Origin of the sequence: Flavobacterium sp. FlaQc-52, from assembly GCF_044007495.1 — a bacterium.
GTDB lineage: Bacteria > Bacteroidota > Bacteroidia > Flavobacteriales > Flavobacteriaceae > Flavobacterium > Flavobacterium cupriresistens.
Genome location: NZ_JBIPCV010000007.1, coordinates 110,808 through 129,813 on the forward strand (window position 1 = coordinate 110,808; position 19,006 = coordinate 129,813).

Genomic DNA, 19,006 nt, shown 5'->3' on the forward strand with positions numbered 1-19,006 from the left:
ATATAATTTAAGTTGTTAATTTTGCTGCTACAATTCATTTTTTATACGATCACATAATCTCTTCTCTCAATTTATCAAATGACATTAGAATATCTTCTCTAACAATTTCATGCTCTTCAGAGGAGTTAACATTGTTTTTTATTTGATCCGTTAAATCTGAAATCGTATTAAATTCATACAATTGAGCAATCGTTAAACTCACATCGAACTTCTTATTAATTTTACTAATCAATCGGATGGACAGAATTGAATCTCCTCCTATCCAGAAAAAATTATCCCGAATACCAATTTTATTCTGCTTTAAAACTTCTTCCCATATCAATACCAGTTCAGATTCCATCTCATTTCGAGGGGCTTCATAACTTGAAACAGCTGTCTCTTCTTTTAGATCTGATAAGGCTTTTCTATTCAATTTTCCACTGTTGGTTAATGGAAAACTATCCAACTCTATAATCCTGCTTGGGATCATATAATCCGGTAAACTATCTTTTAGGTGGTCAAATAACAGTTCTTGGGTATATCCTGATTTTGAAATAACATAAGCTACCAGATATTTACGAAGAGTCGAATCACCTTTTACCAATACGGCAACATGCTCTACGTAATCGAATTCTTGAATCCTGGTTTCTATTTCGCCTAATTCTATCCTATTTCCTCGAATTTTAACTTGATTGTCAATCCTTCCCAGATAAGAAATCTCTCCATTAGGAAGCCATTTTGCTAAATCTCCTGTGCGATAGGCGCGCTTCTGGCTATTAAATGGACTAGGTATAAATCTATCGGAATTTAACTCCAGATTATTCAGATAGCCTCTGGCTACCTGAATCCCTTCAATAAGAAGTTCTCCGGGGATTCCTACAGGTTGCAATGACATTTGCTTATTTACGATATAGATTTTTGTGTTAGCTACCGGTTTTCCTATACTAACTCCTTCTCTTTTTGTATCTACTTCTGTTAAATCAATTGAAGTGACATCGATAGCAGCTTCTGTTGGTCCATATAAATTATGAATTCGAACCCAAGGTAATTTTTGCTTAAACTCTTCAACCATTACTCCCGGTAAAGCCTCTCCGCTACAAACTACATGACGCAAGCTTTTGCATTTTGAAGGATCTAGTTCTTCCAGAAAAATGCCTAACATCGAAGGCACAAAGTGCATAACTGTAACTTGTTTTTCTGCTATTATTTCCTGAAGATATGCAGGGTCTTTATGTCCCTCAGGTTGAGCAAAAACTAATTCACATCCGGTTATAGAAGGCATTAAAAGCTCCCAAACGGAAACATCGAAAGTATAGGGCGTTTTTTGTAAAATAACGTCCTTTGCGCTAATTTTAAGATCATCCCGCATCCATAACAACCTGTTATATAATCCTGAGTGATCATTTAAAACTCCTTTTGGATTACCTGTTGAACCGGATGTGTATATCGCATAGGCTATGTTTGTGCCCGAAACTGTTCTCTGTACTGCTGGAATTTTAGAGTTGCTTTTTTCTCTTTCAAATATTTCTAATACGGCATCATCTATGCAGATCTTATAACTGCTATCGCTTTTTATATATTCTAATCTAGTCTCAGGATAATGCGTATCTATTGGGACATATCCTGCTCCGGATTTTAGAACCCCCAAGATAGCTATCAACATTTTTTGACTGCGCTCTAGTTTTATACCCACTAAATCATTTGACTGAACTTCAAAATTTTCGCATAAGTAATAGGACAACTGATCTGTAAGAACATCCAGTTGCTGATAACTAATAATTGTATCTTGATAGCTCACTGCTGTGCGATCCGGAAATTCTGAAACACATTCTTTAAATAAATCTAATACTGTTTTATCCTCTTCATAATTAACTGCAGTAGCATTAAATACATTCAATATTAAATCGCGATCATCAATCGATAAATTTGTTTCACTCAATTTTTGATTTGGTAAATTGAGATAAATTGATAAAATTTCATCAATTAAACTATGAATTTTCTCTAGTGTAATATCTAATTTCAAACCTCTTTTTAGTGCATAGCCTAATTTTAATTCGTGTCCGGAAAGGTTGATATTCAAATCAAAAACAGTATTAGTTGCTTCAAAAGACTTTACATTGAAATCAAACTCCCGAGATTTAACAAATGATTCATCTGTTTCCAACTCTAATTCATTGTAAACATGAAAATCAACATAATTAACCAACACATCAAAAAATGGTGAACCTCCCAGAGTTTCCTCATTTGTTACCTTTGAAATCTCATATAATGTTAACCGCTCATTTTTCTTAATAGCCGTTAATTGATTTTCTGTATTTCTAAAATAATCAGACCATGTTAAACTATGAGAATTCTCCAACCTGTTTCTAACTGGTATAGTATTCAAAAAACAACCTAATATTTTCTCTCCATCCTCAATTACAGGTCGATTATTGGTGACCATTCCTATTACAAAGTCTTCTTCATAATTCATAATTTTAAGAACATGAATAAAAGCTGCATAAATTGCTGTTTTTATAGAAACACCGTCTTTTTTACATTTTTCCTCTAATTTGTATTTAAAATCAAAATCATAGACTTTTTCAAAATGTTCATTGGCATTTTCACTTTTAAATATATCCAGGCGCTTATAATCTGCTAATTCTTCTTGCCAGAAGCTGATATTCTCCTGATTGTTTTTTTCATATAATTCTTCAATTATAGCATCTCTATTTGTAGATTTTAACTTTTCGAATTTAGGGGTAGTACTATTGGTCAGATCTCTATAAATTTGGAACAATTCAGTGTTTAGAGTAGCCATACTCCATCCATCTAAAATGGCATGATGAAACTGGAATAAAAATATAGTTGCTGTTTCACTAATTTGAAATAAACTAATACGCCAAAGTAAGCCTGATTCCATGCTAAACGTATTTTGTCTCTCCGATGTCATATATCTTTTGATATAATCCTCTTTTTCTTTAGTCCCAAGCTCCTTAATATCTTGATAATCTATAGCGAATTCTATTTCCTTTTCTACTATTTGTACTTCATATTCATAAGTTGTCAGATCAAACCTTGATCTCAATGAAGCATGTTTCCAAATTAATATTGAAAATGCTTCTTTAAATCGTTCTGTGTTGACAGACGGAATTTGGAAAACAAATTGGTCGTGGTATATTCCTGTTCCGGAATTTAAACTAGAAAGAATTACCATTCCTTTCTGTATATCGCTCATCGGGTAAACATCTTCAATTGTTTCCGGGCAAGAAATTTCAGTCAGCACCTTTTCCTTTATAAGGTCAATTTTATCCTCAATCTCTTTTTTAGTGAATTGCTTATGTTTAGAGGAATAAACATCTTTTTCAATCTGAGTACGTAATGCCTCAACGGTATTAAATTCATACAATTGAGCAATCGTTAAACTTACATCGAACTTCTTATTAATTTTACTAATCAATCGGATGGAAAGAATCGAATCTCCTCCTATCCAGAAAAAATTATCCAGAATACCAATTTTATTCTGATTTAAAACTTCTTCCCATATCGATACCAGTTCAGATTCCATCTCATTTCTAGGAGCTTCATAACTTGAAACAGCTGTCTCTTCTTCTAGATCTGATAAGGCTTTTCTATTTAATTTTCCACTGTTGGTTAATGGAAAACTATCCAACTCTATAATCCGGCTTGGGATCATATAATCCGGTAAACTATCTTTTAGATGGTCAAATAACAGTTCTTGGGTATATCCTGATTTTGAAATAACATAAGCTACCAGATATTTACGAAGAGTCGAATCACCTTTTACCAATACGGCAACATGCTCTACGTAATCGAATTCTTGAATCCTGGTTTCTATTTCGCCTAATTCTATCCTGTTTCCTCGAATTTTAACTTGATTGTCAATCCTTCCCAGATAAGAAATCTCTCCATTTGGAAGCCATTTTGCTAAATCTCCTGTGCGATAGGCGCGCTTCTGGCTATTAAATGGACTAGGTATAAATCTATCGGAATTTAATTCCGGATTATTCAGATAGCCTCTGGCTACCTGAATCCCTTCAATAAGAAGTTCTCCGGGGATTCCTACAGGTTGCAATGACATTTGCTTATTTACGATATAGATTTTTGTGTTAGCTACCGGTTTTCCAATAGTAACTCCTGCTCTTTTTGTATCTACTTCTGTTAAATCAATTGAAGTGACATCGATGGCAGCTTCTGTAGGTCCATATAAATTATGAATTCGAACCCAAGGTAATTTTTGCTTAAACTCTTCAACCATTACTCCTGGTAAAGCCTCTCCGCTACAAACCACATGACGCAAGCTTTTGCATTTTGAAGGATCTAGTTCTTCCAGAAAAATGCCTAACATCGAAGGCACAAAGTGCATAACTGTAACTTGTTTTTCTGCTATTATTTCCTGAAGATATGCAGGGTCTTTATGTCCCTCAGGTTGGGCAAAGACTAATTCACATCCGGTTATAGAAGGCATTAAAAGCTCCCAAACGGAAACATCGAAAGTATAGGGCGTTTTTTGTAAAATAACATCCTTTGAGCTAATTTTAAGATCATCCCGCATCCATAACAACCTGTTATATAATCCTGAGTGATCATTTAAAACTCCTTTAGGATTACCTGTTGAACCGGATGTGTATATCGCATAGGCTATATTTGTGCCCGAAACTGTTCTCTGTACTGCTGGAATTTTAGAGTTGCTTTTTTCTTTTTCAAATATCTCTAATACGGCATCATCTATGCAGATCTTATAACTGCTATCGCTTTTTATATATTCTAATCGAGTCTCAGGATAATGTGTATCTATTGGAACATATCCTGCTCCGGATTTTAGAACCCCCAAGATAGCTATCAACATTTTTTGACTGCGCTCTAGTTTTATACCCACTAAATCATTTGGCTGAACTTCAAAATTCTCGCATAAGTAATGAGATAACTGATCAGTAAGAACATCCAGTTGCTGATAACTAATAATTGTATCTTGATAGCTCACTGCTGTGCGATCCGGAAATTCTGAAACACATTCTTTAAATAAATCTAATACTGTTTTATCCTCTTCATACTTAACTGCTGTAGCATTGAATACATTCAATATTAAATCGCGATCATCATCTAATAGGCAATCAATTTCGGTTAAATATTTATTCTCCAGTGTTGCAAATTGTTCAATAACGTTAAATAAATGACGTGATAATTTTTCTATTGATGCTGCGTCATATTTCTCACTATTGAACTTAAAATCAATCCGCATGGAGGTCGTCGATGGCAACACCATAAGATTAAAATCATAATTTGTTTGTTCAAAGACCTCGATAGCTTCAACAAATAAGTTCTGATCTGATTCGTCACTCCTATTAATCAAGCTGGCACTTTCTTTTACAGCCTCTTGAATTGGGAAGTTCTCGAAAATCATAATGTGATTAATCAATTCGGTACCTAGTTCGCTTTGAGATTGCACTTTTGCTAAATTTTGATAATGATGTGCATTACTATCAATTGCCATTTGTTGCATTCTTTTTAGAAGCGTAAGTGGAGTATCCTTTTCTTGGTGTTTTATTCGGATTGGGATTGTATTAATAAACAATCCTATCATATCCTCAATTTCACTTAAGTCTGCAGGTCTGCCAGATACTACAGCTCCGAAAACCACATCATTTGTATTATTGTATTTTGATAATAAATATCCCCAGACAGATTGTAAAAAAGTACTCTGTGTAATAGCGGCTGAATTACATAAAGTTTGCATTTTTGTAAATAACTCCCCTTCGATCTTTAAGGATTGTGTCCCTTCTGTATAAGTACTTTGTGCTAAATCTTTAACAAAAGGTAGAATTGCCACAGTGTTATAATCTTCCAGATAGTTTTTCCAGTATCCCATCGATTCATCCGTGTCTACAGACCTCAACCAATGTATATATTCTGAATATGGCTTTGGTTCTGCCAGATTAACAGTACTATTTCCACTAATACCCATTAATAACTGATTAAAATCATTAATCAATATACTCATACACCATCCATCCATTAATATGTGATGATGACTCCATACAAACTCATAATAATTATTTCCTAAATCAAGTACTTTTAATCGCATTAATGAACTATCGGAAAGTATAAAGCCTTCCTCTCTGTCTTTCAACTTAAATTGCTTAACATAGTCATCAATATTCCTTTCTTTTATAGAAGCAGGCAGCTTTTCAAAATAAAAATTTGCCGCTACTTCTTTTCGAACTACTTGTAGCGGTATGTCAATTATATTATTTATAAAACCCGTTCTCAGTACCGAATGTCGTTCAACTAATTTTTTATAGGCTTCATGAACTTCACTAATCTCTATATTTTTTATTTGCAATCTGTAGGATATTTGCTCAAAATATAACGAATTCGACTTGCTGGTTAGCCAGTGATAATAGATACCTTGTTGCAATGGCGAAAGCTCATATACATTTTCTATAGTTTGCGTTGACTTAATCTGACTTAATTCATTTACCGTTAATTCTTTGAACAGCAAGTCCGAAGGTGTTTTATAGGTTTCGTTTTTCTTTGATACCTTCTCAATTAACATTAATAATTTTTCTTGATAAGCCTCTGATAATTTTTTAATTGTATCGTGAGAATACATTAAATCAGAGTACATTATAGTCATAGAAAGTTTTCCTGACTCTGTAGATCCTGTAATACTTAAAAGAGAAATATCTGAATTTTCTTTTGCAATGTTATCCCCAATAGATTCGGAGGAATAACTAAAATCAGATTGAAAATTTTCTGAGAAAGAGTTGTCAAAATCTCCCAAATAATTAAACGATATGGATGAATTTATTTCCAGCGCTCCATAGTCCTCATTCAAGTATTTTAAAATCCCAAAACCTATTCCTTTAGCAGGTATTTTTCTAATATTTTCTTTTACTTTTATTAGGCTATCTATATCTTCCTCTGTATTTGTAATGTCTAATATTAAAGGGTATTCTGTTGTAAACCAACCAATGGTTCTGCTAACATCTATATCTTCAATTATATCTTCTCTTCCATGGCCTTCCATCTTAATTATGGTACGATCCTGTTCAAACACTTCTTTTATGGCCAATGCTAAACCCGTTAACAATACATCATTGATTTCTGTTGTATAAACCTTATGAAATTTGGTTTGTAGCAACTCTGTTGTTTGTGTGTCTAAGCTAAAAGTGAATTGATTCTCCAGGGCTGCAGCGCTCTCATTGATTTTATAATCTGTTTTTATTCGAGCTGCTTTTTCTTGACTTAATGTAGACCAGTATGATGCTTCATTAATCATTTTTTTACTGTAGGCATGTTTTTGTTGCGATATTGCCCATTGTTGAAATGAATTTGTTTTTAATGGCAATACTAACTTTTCATTTTTTTCTGCCTGATTGTACAGTGTTAATAAATCTTCAATTAGAATTCTCCACGAAACAGCGTCTATTACTAAATGGTGTACTATTATTGCCAGTCTGTCCCCGTCATTCATTTTGAAATGTGCCACTTTAAGTAACGGACCATTAGTAAGATTAAATGATTTTTGCAGCTTTTCAGACAGAGCAGTCATTTCGTCTAATGGGTTTTCATAAGTCGTCAGATCATGATCAATTACTATATAATCTCTTACATCAAAGGGATTATTGTATTGTATCCTTTTTCCATTCTCTTCTTTAAAGACGATTCGCAAAGCATCATGATGCTCCAATAACTTATGGATACAATCTTGTAATACGATGCTTTTTATTCTTGACTCACTTTTTAACAGTACTGACTGATTGTAATGCTGTGGCGCATTAACATTAGGGTTTTCGAAAAGATAATGTTGTATAGGAGTTAAAGGGGATTCTCCTACAACCTCTTTTTGATTAATTATGGTTACACTTGAAGTTAAAAGCAATGCTAAATTCTCAATAACAGGATTCCTTAATATTTGCTCGACTTTTAGAGTGTATCCAGCTTGTTTTAATCTGGAAACTATTTGAATAGATTTTATAGAATCACCTCCTAATTCATAAAAACTATTCTTGACACTAATTTGTTTATGTTTTAACACTTCTTGACATATCGTCACTAAAACTTCCTCTTTTGTGTTTCTGGGAGCTATATAATCAACTTTTACAGATAATTGATTTTCATGAAGTTGTTGCAACTTTTTAGTATCAATTTTACCATTAGGTGTAAGTGGAAATTTCTCAAATTGCTGATAATGTGCAGGAATCATGTAATTAGGTACTCTATCGATCAGGAAATTCCTTATTTCCGCTACATTGAATGCTCTATCTGCAACAATATAAGCGAATAGCTCTTCTTGATTTGCAACTCCTTTTTTTACTAACACAACTACTTCCCGGATACCTTCAATCTGTCTTATATAAGATTCTATTTCTCCAAGCTCAATTCTATATCCTCTAATTTTTACCTGATTATCTGCTCTTCCAAGAAATTCAATATTGCCGTCATACAACCATATCGCTACATCTCCTGTTCTATATAATTTTACTCCTTTTTCAAATGGACTCTCTATAAATTTTTCTGAGGTCAATTCTGGCCTGTTTAAATATCCTTGTGCTACACCTTCTCCCGAAATATATAATTCACCTATAGCTCCTTTAGGGATAAGTCTTTGCTCCTTATTTAACAGGTAAACTTTGGTGTTACCAATAGGTTTCCCTATGGTAGAAATGACAGGCTCATTCCTATTATATTTGTATACAGAGCTCCAGACGGTGCATTCAGTAGGTCCATATTCATTAAATAAAGTACAATCGCTTAATGTTTTAACCGCATGAAATTCGTCAACCAATGAGGTATGACATAATTCTCCTGCTACAATGATTTCTTTTAAATCATTGCTCATTTGCGAAAGAGGTTGCAATAATATTTTAAGATAGGAAGGCACAGTTAAAAAGTGACTTACCTTTTCTTTCCGGATGAAATCTGTTAGGTATTCAATATCCTCTAACATATCTGCAGGAGGTATACATAATTTACCTCCAACGCTAAGTGTTCCAAAGATCCCAGCTATAGAACTATCAAATGCAATAGAAGATAAGAGTAAAAAAGCATTTACTTTTTCATAAGCTTGTATTCTTGCATTATTAGAATGCATTAAATTTTTATGTGAAATTAAAACCCCCTTTGGTTTTCCTGTAGAACCGGAAGTATATATAACATAAGCCAAATCTGAAGGTTTGATATTTAATATCCTATTTTCATCAGAATAAGATGTTTTTCTTGTAATAAATTCTTCTATTACTTTATCATCTATTATTACTTTACATTGCGCATCATTTTCAATAAAATCAATCCTTTCTGCGGGATAATTAACATCTATTGGAACATAAGCTCCATTTGCCTTTAGTGCTGAAAAAATAGCAATTATAGCCCAATGCCCCTGAGCTAATTTTATTCCGATAAAATCATTAGGCTGAACATTAAATTGCTCAATCAAATAGCTTGAAAATTGATTCGAAATTTTATTGAATTCACTATAATTAAGTTTAGTATCTTTATCAGATATAGCCATTTCATCAGGAAATTCTTTGGCTATTTCTTCTATTACATCCACTATTGACTTACTTAAAGTAGATTTATTTTTTACGTTATTAAATAGGACTAATTGCTCATTTTTTTCTTCGGCACTTAAAAAATCAAGCTTTTCTATTGGATCATTGGAGCATACTACTATTTCTGAAATTCGTTTGAAATGACCTATTAGTGTCTTAATCATGTCCTCTTCATACAAATCTGTATTATAAACTGCTTTTAAAAACAGGTGCCCATCTGTTTCTGAAAAGTGAAATTCTATATCAAATAAAGCTTTGCACAGGTTTTTACTTTCTATATCGATACTGTTTTTTTCTTCAAAGATCTCTCCTGTATCATCACCGGTGTTTTGAAGAATTAACATGATATCAAAAAGAGGACTACGACTAACATCTTTTGTTAAATTTAAATCCTCAATTAATAAATCAAAAGGATATTCTTGATGTAAAAACGCTTGCAACGTGTTCTTTTTAACTTCTTCATAAAATTCTTTAAACGAATGCTGAGCGTCAATTTTATTTCGGAGTGCCAAAGTATTTACGTAAAAACCTATTTGGTTTTCTAAAGCCGCATGGTTTCTACCAGCAACAGGAGCCCCAATTACGATATCATTTATATTCGTGTAGCTATAAATTAATACATCTAATATCCCTAATAAGGTTATGAAAAGGCTGCCTTTATTATCGTTAGAAAATTGCTTTAATTTTTCTGTTAAAGGTTTTGATAAATATGTTTCTATTGACGCACCATTATGTGTTTTTAATAATGGTCTTTTTTTACCTGAAGGCAAATTAATTCTTGGTAACTCTTCAAAGAAAACACTTCCCCAATAGTCTTTATGGGTAGCATCAGGTTTTGCTAATTGTTGTAGCTGCCATTCTGCATAATCTTTGTATTGAATTTCCATCTTTTCAATTTCATTCTCTCTCCCAGATGCGTATAACTTATAATGATTTAAAACATCTTTAGCTAATACGCCCATAGACCATCCATCACTTATAATGTGATGCATATTATAATAAAAGGTATATTCATTACCGGAAGTTTTGAAAATTGAAACTCTCAATAGTGGCCCATTTTCTAAATCAAACTTCTTATATGAATCTTCTTGTATATAATCTGTTATGACTTCTAATTGATCCACTTTATCACTAAAATCCTTGTAATTGATAACAAAATTGAGTTCCGTAACAGGCAAAACCCATTGACGAATTTCATCATTATCGTTTTTTCTAAATACGGTACGTAATATTTCATGCTTTTCAATTACGGAGACTATTGCTTTTTTGAATTTTTCAATATCATAGTCCCCTTTTAATTCAATCGATGCAGGCATATTATAAGCTTCAGAAACGCCTTCAAATTGAGATGAAACCCAAAGCCTCTTTTGAGAATGCGATAAGGCATAACTTTCCTGAGCTTCAATTTTTTTGATTTCTTCAAATTTTTTAGCTGAAGCATATTTTTTAAAGTAGGCTACTAACTCTGCTTTGTGTTCTTTTAATTTTGAAATGATATTGGGGTCCAATTGATCCCCGTCAAAACTGATTTGCAAATCATCACCATCTAAGGTTAAGCTTATTTGATGATCGGTAATTTCTTTTATTAATTCAATTATTTCCATAATTTATATCTTAATCATATTAGTTTTTGCTGTTTGAACATTCAAAATCTTGGTCGCCAAATCGATTTCCATTGCAATCATTTTTACCGTTGCTTTCTGATAAAAATCCTGTAAGTCTAATAGAATACTGTATTGTTTTTCAATTCGTTTTATAAAAATCATGGCCTTTAGGGAATCTCCTCCTAACTCAAAGAAATCATCTGTGATTCCGACTTTTTCATAATTAAAAAAATCTTGTATCATCTCGCACAATTCCGCTTCCAATTTGGTCTCAGGGGCGGTATAGGCAGTCACTACGATTGGACGTTCAATAGTGTTTTTAGTAGTTAATACTGGATCTTCGGTTTTTTTAGATTCTGCTATAATATGATTCAGATCACGGTGAGACACCATTAAACTCGAAATATTTTTAGTCAAAAATGAGTTTTTGAACACCGTAATAATTTCTTCATCGGTTAATTTTCTACCAGTTAAATCATCCAAATAAACCGTGATCCAATGGCTCAGTTCATCGCTCTTATGTTCTTTGAATAAGGTGGTATAAATTTCAGATAAAACACCCGGTCTGTATTTTGAGCCTTCTATTATGGAAGAAAGTCTTAGAGGAAACCAAACAAAATCTATATTTATGTTTTTAATAGCCTCGTAAAGATTGTCAATAAAACTAGTTTTAATCTTAACTTCAGTGGCCAAATCAGCTACATCTAATGGCTCCAGCTCTACTTGCTCGTTCCATAGTTCAGGATTGCAAATTATTCCGGAAATACTCCCATGCTCTTTAAGAATGAATTCAATAGTTTCTTTAAATTGTTTTGGACATTCTAAATTGGTCTGATATTTTATTACATTTTCAGCTATTGAGTCCTCATTAGCGGTCGTATTACCGCAAAGTAATAAAACGTTACTATTATTCGATAAAGAGGAGAGATGATCCACAATCGGTTTCACAATACCGGCTGTAGAATGAATTACCAAATAATTTTTCTCTCCTTCAAATTCCGTGCTTTTTTTAGTACTGTTTAATTTTATATTTTCAAAAAAGGGTACCCAACGATTGTTGTTTCTATAGGCTACAGTGCTATCTTTTTCGTTAAATATTAGATCATTAACAATATTTTCGATCAGTACCGGATCATCCTGATCCTGGTCTGCGTCAAGTATATAATTCGTAAACAGTCTTTCTTTTCTGTCAAATAAATCCGCCATTTTTATTGCGAAGTCCATTGAAATACTACTTACTTCATTTCCTAAAACTCTAGTATTGAACTTAGATAAGAAAGTTACTTTTATTGAAAATTGATTTACTGATTCGTACAAGAACTTTATAGGATTGTAGTTTACATCCTCTTCCTTTGGAGCATCAATCAACCAGTTATATATGACATTTAAAACTTTAATTTTCTTTGCTTTTAAATCAGCAAACAGCTCCTGAAAATTAGTACTGTTATTAGGGTCAATGCTATAAATACCTGAATCTGACTTTACAAACGAAGATCCTTTAGTAACCATAACAAGCTCATTACCCAGCGATAGCATTTGATTTTCTATAGCTTTTATGGTTTTTCCACTATTTGAAAAGATCAGATAAACTCCTTTTTCTTCGGATTTTTTTTCTGAGCTCTCGATTAACGATTTTTTCCAATTGTTTACATAATAGGAATTGAAAATGCTTCTTTCCGCATTTTTAAAAGCGCCTCCATTATTCATCAATTGGGTAATCGGACTTACTTTAACCGGTAATGTTGTTTTGTCAAATACATAAGTAGGAGCCGGTATTTTATAATGTTTTTGATAATCATAATAAGCTTCCCAGTCAACCTCAATTCCGTGTTCCCAAATACGGCCTAGAGACTCGTTAAAAAACTGATAATCATTGACATCATTTTTTATATGCCTAATCGAATGAACAGCTGTTTGATCCGAATTATAATACTGATTTTGTTTCAGAAAAGAAGTCAAAGTATGACCAGGACCAATTTCTATATAAAGGCCATCTCCTTTTTGTAATAAATAATTTATACCGTCAAAGAAGTTCACTGTCCCTCTTAAATGAGCCACCCAATATTTTGCTGAAGTCGCGTCCTCTTTGGTTATTTCTTCACCTGTCAGATTAGATACAAATGGAAATTTAGGGGACGAAAGCGTGACTTTTTTAATAATTTCTTCGTACTCTTCCAGAATACTATCCATCATCTCGGAATGAAAAGCATGAGAGGTTTTTAAAGGCACATAACTTATGTTATTTTCACCCAGTATTTCCGTAAACTCTGAAATAGCCTTTTTTGTTCCGGATGCCACAAATGAATTTGCCGTATTTATGGCAGCAATAGACACATTTTTTGGAAGTAAAGGTTTAATCTCAGCTAGATTTACCCCAATACCAATCATATCACCTTCTTCAATTTTTGCCATTAACTCGGCTCTTTTTGTCACTACATACAGAGCATCTTCAAATGAAAAAACCTCGCTGATACAAGCCGCTACATATTCTCCTAAACTATGCCCTATCATACTGTCAGGTGTAACACCTAATCTTATATAGAGTTTTGCAAAAGCGTATTCTACTAAAAATAATAATGGCTGTGTATAAAAAGTATTATTAATTAGTTCTTTGTTAACGGTTTCACTGTTGGTATATCCTAAGATTATACTATAGTCTATTCCGGTTAATTTGGTTATTATTTTAAATCCTTCGTCAATTATTGATTGAAAGAAAGGATTATTTAAATACACTTCTTTAGCCATCAGAAAATACTGGCTGCCTTGACCGGAAAACATGAAAACAATCTTTTTCTTCCTGTTATTGCTAATCTCCTTCTCCGGAACTGTATCAAGCTGAATCAGCTGATTTATCGCTTCTTCTTTATTTTTACAAACAATATAATTTCTGTATCTGAAATCTTTACGCCCCGTGTTTAGCGTATAGGCCAAAGCAGGAATCTTAACCTCTTCGTTCTTTTCTAAAAAATTTCTGAGCGTTTTTTCATAGTTTTTAAGAGCTGTTTTTGTTTTAGCAGAAAAAGTAATCAGCTGGTACAAGTTTGAATCGAAATTCTCTTTAAACTCCGGAGCTTCTTCCAGAACAACATGGGCATTTGTACCTCCAATACCGAAACTACTTACGCCGGCATTTAATAATTGATCCTGATTAGACACCCACTTTTGCAGTTTATCATTTACATAAAAAGGCCCGGATTCAAAGTTAATTTCAGGGTTTGCTTCTTTATAATTTATAGAAGGAGGCAGCATCTTATTTTTAAGTGACAAAGCCGTTTTTATAACCCCGACAATTCCTGCAACCGCATCAAGATGACCCAGATTTGATTTAACAGAACCAATGGCGCAAGAATGGTTTTTATTATAATTAAATGCTTTGTTTAAAGCTTCAATTTCAACAGGATCTCCTAATTTAGTTGCTGTTCCATGTGCTTCTATGTAACTGACATCTTCAGGGGTTATTCCGGCAAAACTATGGGCTAATTTGATACAATCGGCTTGACCATTAACACTTGGCGCTGTATATCCTACCTTTCTTTTACCATCATTATTTACTGCAGTTGCTCTGATAACGGCATAAATATGGTCCTTATCATTTAAAGCATCTTCCAGTCTTTTTAAAACGACAACACCCACACCCTCTCCAAAAGTAGTACCGGAGGAATCTTTGTCGAATGTTCTACAGTGACCGTCATTTGAAAATATTAAATCATCTTCATACAAGTACCCATACTCCGTCGTCGTATTAATGCTCACCGCGCCAGCCAAAGCAGTTGAACATTCTTTCAATAATAGACTTCTACAGGCAATATGCAATGCTGTTAAGGCACTTGAACATGCTGTATTTATATAAAAACTAGGCCCTTTAAAATTTAGGCTATATGAAATTAAAGTACTGATAAAATTCTTATCTGCGAGTCTCGCTGTCATAAAAGAACCTACAGCATTATTTGGATTTAATAGCGTTTCAGCTCTCCAGTTTAAGTTATCTGATGCAGATAAATACAACCCTATTTTTTCTTTATATTGATCCAGATTATAGCTTGCGTCTTCTAATGCCAACCAAACATGTTCGTGCATGATTCTTATTTGAGGATCCATAAGTTCTGCTTCTTCTTTTGTGTATCCAAAAAAAGAATAATCAAAGCTTTCAGAATTGTCAATAAAGGCGCTTGATTTGATATAATTAGGTTTTTTTAGCAACTCTTTGCCTATACCCAATTTTTCTAATTCTTCATCGTCATAAAAATGAATCAGTTCCTGACCCTTTACAAGATTATTCCAAAAAGCTTCAATGTTTTCTGATTTATGAAACTTACCGGACATTCCAATAATTGCAATATCTTTTTTTCTTACACTATTTAATTTACTTTCCATTATTAGAAGAAGGTCTTTATAAAAATTAATTTATCAACAGATAAAATCTACGATGCACGTTTACTATTATTGGTTTGCTCTGACTCGCAAAATTGCTCCTATAGAAAATCTATAATTTCATCTATTTCATCAGAAAAAGAAGCTTTCTCATTCTCCGTTTCATCCTCTGATTGATGGAATACATTCTCCATTAAGTCACTTATATTAGAATATTGAAATAATAAAACAGGTTTAATAGTGGTATTAAACTGTGTATTAATCTCATTCAAAATCTTTATAAGTTTGATAGAATTTGCTCCGAGGTCGAAGAAGTTATCGTGAATTCCTATTTCCTGATGACTTCTTTCTAGTTCCTTCGCTAAAATCTGAACTAATTTTTGTTCTGTTTCATTTCTGGCCGCTACATAATTTTCATTTGTAACAACCTTATATTCCTTAGGATCCGGAAGATCTTTATGGCTTATTTTTCCATTTGTGGTTAGAGGAAAACCATCTAATTGAACAAAATAGGAAGGGATCGCATAATCTGGTATTCTGCTGGCAAGGTATTTTCTAAGGTCCGAGGCATTTTGTACTTTACTCGAAACGAAATAGGCAATCAATTCATTTTCAGATTCATTATTTTTATTCACAACGACAGAAACCTCTTCGATATCCTCTTTATCAATTAAATAATGCTCTATTTCTTCTAATTCTATTCGGTGCCCTCTAATTTTAACCTGGTTATCTTTTCTACCTAAATAAATTAAATCTCCAGTTTCTACCCATTTAACTAAATCTCCAGTTTTATATAATCTAATGTTACCAATTGATTCTATTTCCTGCGTCACAAACTTTGTATCGGTAAGCGCTTTATTATTAAGATAGGCTCTTGCCAATCCTTCGCCATAAACATGTAATTCTCCAACTACTCCAAAAGGGACTATTTGTTGAAATTTATCTAATACCAAACAGCCCAAAGTTGGTATCGGTTGCCCGATATTACTTTCGATTGAAGCAATTTCTTTTTTAGTTATTTCCTTATAAGTGACATGGACGGTTGTTTCTGTGATACCGTACATATTGATTATTTTACAATCAGGGAAATGGTTTTTCCATGTTTTTAAAGAGGATGTTATCAAAGCTTCCCCTCCGAAAATAAGATATCGGGTACTAAAAGATTTATCTGAGCCTAAAACTATTTTTTGAAGATGTTTAAAAGCTGTTGGCGTTTGATTCAATACAGTTACACCTTGCTCAGCTATGAAGTTAGAAAAAGCATTAAAATCTTTTGTTTCCTCTTTTGTCACAGCTGCCAGCTTACCACCGAACAATAAGGCTCCAAAAATTTCCCAAACCGAAAAATCAAAATAATAAGAATGAAAAAGACACCAAACGTCGTTTTCGTTGAAATCGAACTGAAAGTCTTTGTTGTAAAATAATCGAACTACATTGCGGTGTTCTATTAAAGTACCTTTAGGATTACCTGTTGTTCCTGAGGTGTAAATAACATAGGCTAAGTTATTTGGATTTATTTTTCTACTAAAACCAGTCTTGGTATAGTGGTCTTTCTTGTTTTCGAATTCAGTAACTACGGCAGTATCGATACATAATTTTATACCGCTGTCTTTTTTGATATAATCCAATCGCTCCGTTGGATAATCGATTCCTAAAGGCAGATAGGCAGCACCGGTTTTTAATATCGCCAGTATTGCTATTACCACCCATTGGCTACGCTCCAGTAACAGACCTACTAAATCTTCTTGCTGAATAGTATTATTGTCAACTAAATACTGCGCAAACTGATTTGATATCTCGTCTAATTCTTTATAGGTGTAAGAGAAATTCTCATACGTTAAAGCAATTCTCTGCGGATGTTTTAAAGCTTGTTCATCAAATAAATCAATTATTGTTTTTTCATTAGGGAAAGGGGTATCTGTTTTGTCAAAAAGAGTAACTAACAGATTCTTTTCAGATTTGCTCAAATAATTCAATGCCTTTATTGAAACATTTGGTGTCAGGATACTATTTTCAGCCAATTGAATAAAATGCATCATTATTCCGGACATAGTGGCTTTACTATAAACATCGGTATTGTAGTTTAGTTTAAAAAGTAACTTATCGCCAATTTCGGCAAAGTTTATTTCCAAATCCATTTTAGATAACTCTTCTCCTTTATCTACAATAACATTTGCCTCAATAGTATGTCCCCCTTTAATTTTATCGCCGGTATTCTGAAGCGCCATCATCATATCAAAAATGGCACTTCTACTGATATCTCTTTTAGTATTCAAATCATTTAAAATCTGATCGAATGGGTATTCCTGATGAGAGAAAGCACTTAATACTTGCTCTTTGGTTTTCTTGTAATGGGTTAAAAAATCATCCTCCGGATTGATTTTGTTTCTCAATACCAAGGTGTTAACATAAAATCCAATTTGATTTTCCAGATCTATGTGGTTTCTACCAGCCACCGGAGTACCAATAAGAAGGTCCTCATGTCCCGTATATCTGTAAACCAAAGCATTCCAAAGTGCTAACAGGCTTATAAATAAACTGCCTTCCTGATCTTTCGTAAAAAGCTTTAGAGAATTAGTTAACTCACTTGATAAATAGACCTCTAAAGTATTTCCTTTTTGAGTTTTTAATGGCGGTCTTGTTTTGCTACTTGGTAAATCTATTATCGGTAACTCTCCCGACAACACCTCTGACCAATATTTTTTATGCCCTTCCTTTTCCGGTTTATTCAATCCTTCCAGTTGACTGGCTGCATAGTCTTTGTACTGAATTGACAGTGGCGATAATTGTACTTTTTCTTTGGTCGTAAATGCTTTATAAAATGACATTACATCGTTTGCTAATACGCCCATAGACCAACCATCACCAATAATATGATGCATATTGTAATGAAAAACGTATTGATCTACTGCAGTCTTAAGTATTGCGGCTCTTAATAAAGGCCCTTTTTCCAGATTAAATAGTTTCAATTTATCTTCTTGAATATAAGAAGACACAGCATTCATTGGCTGTTCTTCACCTGAAAAGTCTTCATACCCAATAAAAAAATCTACCTCATCGCTATTCAAAACCCATTGCGATATTTGCCCTTTACTGTTCTTTCTAAAAACGGTTCTTAAAATTTCATGGCGTTCTATAACTGCAAATACGGCTTCTTGAAAAAGCTTTATGTCATAGTCTCCTTTTAATTCTACCTGCTGCGTTATATTATAAGAAGACAAGCCTTCTTCGAATTGATCTAATACCCAAAGACGCTGTTGTGATGAAGATAACGGATACCCGTCAATTGATACCGATACCGGAGCAATTGCCAATGCTACATCACTAGTTGTTTTTTGCTCTTTTAAGTATTGAACTAAAGCTTCTTTATCTTTTTTGATTCTGGAAATAAGCTCTTGCGGTATTTCCTGATGGTTAAATTTTAGTTTTAAATCCTCTCCGTCTAATGAAATATAAATTTCATTTTCTCTTAATTCTTTTAATAAATTTTTCATTGCT

3 protein-coding genes are annotated in these 19,006 nt (G+C 33.2%); all 3 read right to left on the reverse strand.

The features are described 5' to 3' along the window. Positions 1–49 precede the first annotated feature (49 nt). The 3 genes from ACHRV5_RS13665 to ACHRV5_RS13675 all read right to left on the reverse strand — a co-directional run bounded on the left by ACHRV5_RS13665 (position 50) and on the right by ACHRV5_RS13675 (position 19,002). Entirely contained in the window at positions 50–11,137 is an 11,088-nt protein-coding gene (locus tag ACHRV5_RS13665) for an amino acid adenylation domain-containing protein (protein WP_395427120.1), read from the reverse strand. A 3-nt stretch (positions 11,138–11,140) separates the two neighbouring features. Beyond that, the gene (locus tag ACHRV5_RS13670) at positions 11,141–15,511 is read right to left on the reverse strand and encodes a beta-ketoacyl synthase N-terminal-like domain-containing protein (RefSeq protein ID WP_395427121.1); all 4,371 of its coding nucleotides are present in this window, start codon (positions 15,509–15,511) and stop codon (positions 11,141–11,143) included. A gap of 98 nt (positions 15,512–15,609) precedes the next feature. Continuing rightward, positions 15,610–19,002, reverse strand: a complete 3,393-nt coding sequence (locus ACHRV5_RS13675; protein ID WP_395427122.1) for an amino acid adenylation domain-containing protein — start codon at positions 19,000–19,002, stop codon at positions 15,610–15,612. Between the last annotated feature and the right edge of the window lie 4 nt (positions 19,003–19,006).

Bases quoted from the DNA above. Each gene is read 5' to 3' on its own strand.
- ACHRV5_RS13665 (WP_395427120.1), bottom strand. From the start codon at position 11,137: ATGGAAATAATTGAATTAATAAAAGAAATTACCGATCATCAAATAAGC.
- ACHRV5_RS13670 (WP_395427121.1), bottom strand. From the start codon at position 15,511: ATGGAAAGTAAATTAAATAGTGTAAGAAAAAAAGATATTGCAATTATT.
- ACHRV5_RS13675 (WP_395427122.1), bottom strand. From the start codon at position 19,002: ATGAAAAATTTATTAAAAGAATTAAGAGAAAATGAAATTTATATTTCA.